Source organism: Metabacillus rhizolycopersici, assembly GCF_020075705.1.
On the sequence record NZ_JAIQUM010000258.1, the window covers coordinates 1 to 624 of the forward strand.

Below are 624 nucleotides of genomic sequence, written 5' to 3' on the forward strand. Positions count from 1 at the left end.
TGGACACAAATAAGTTAACTTTTCATGCTGATTGATGAAACTGATCTTCTACTTCTTGCGGCGTCTGAAAGTTTAATTGGCCGTGAATACGTCGGCGATTATACCAGCCTTCAATAAACTGAAACAAGGCTGCGTTCGCTGATTCGAAATTTAAATAGGTTACGTGATGGACTTCTTCCTTCTTTAAAATGGCATGAAAAGATTCGATACATGCGTTATCGTAGGGGCAGCCTTTGCGACTGAAAGATGGAATGATTTCCTGTTCTTTAAGAGCTTGGCTAAAATCTTCACTTGTGTATTGAGAGCCAAGGTCCGTATGTAAAATGAGGCCAGGCTCCGGCTGTTGCACAGAAGTGGCATTGTCTAAAGCATGTAAAACAAGTTCAATCGTCATGGCACGAGAGAAAGAATATCCGATGATTTTTTTAGAATGCAGGTCTAAAACCGTGGCTAAATAACACCAGCCATCTCGCAAAGTGTGAATATAGGTGATATCAGCCACCCATTTTTCGTTTAATTTGGACGTAGAAAAGTCCTGTTGTAGTATGTTTTCACGAGCCTCAATCGGTTTTTTATTTGATTGTGGACGGAATTTTTTAATCGTAATTGAAGAAATTCCCGCCT

1 protein-coding gene is annotated in these 624 nt (G+C 40.1%); it reads right to left on the reverse strand.

Features of this window, described 5'->3' with window-relative positions; all coding sequences use genetic code 11:
- Positions 1-22 precede the first annotated feature (22 nt).
- The coding region (locus K9V48_RS28450; RefSeq protein WP_224142353.1) for an IS3 family transposase at positions 23-624 on the reverse strand (602 nt) is incomplete at its 5' end.